Below are 269 nucleotides of genomic sequence, written 5' to 3'. Positions count from 1 at the left end.
GAAAAAGAACCTTGGCCAAATGGACGGTAATCGCCGTAATCGCGGCGGCCGGACTATGGCTGAATGCGAAATACCTGAATCTGAGCCCTGCTCATATAAGAGAAGGCGTCTTATCCTTTGGGATTTTCGCCCCGTTGATCTATATCGGACTATTGATGATCCGGCCGTTTTTGCTGCTTCCTGCTTCCGTTTTCGCCGTCAGCGGCGGCCTCGCATTCGGTCCGCTGTTTGGCTCTTTGTATTCTTTTATCGGTGCGGCAGGCGGTGCA

Annotated in this window: 1 protein-coding gene; it reads left to right on the top strand. The window is 52.8% G+C overall.

The window, feature by feature from the left end; all coding sequences use genetic code 11:
* Window positions 1–11 precede the first annotated feature (11 nt).
* A partial coding sequence (locus tag CH339_RS25705) for a TVP38/TMEM64 family protein (RefSeq protein ID WP_210207408.1) occupies window positions 12–269 on the top strand: 258 nt, incomplete at its 3' end.

It is taken from the genome of Rhodobium orientis (assembly GCF_003258835.1).
GTDB classification, from domain to species: Bacteria; Pseudomonadota; Alphaproteobacteria; order Rhizobiales; family Rhodobiaceae; genus Rhodobium; species Rhodobium orientis.
The sequence above is the reverse complement of the archived record's forward strand: the minus strand, read 5'-3'. Positions and strand labels throughout refer to the sequence as shown.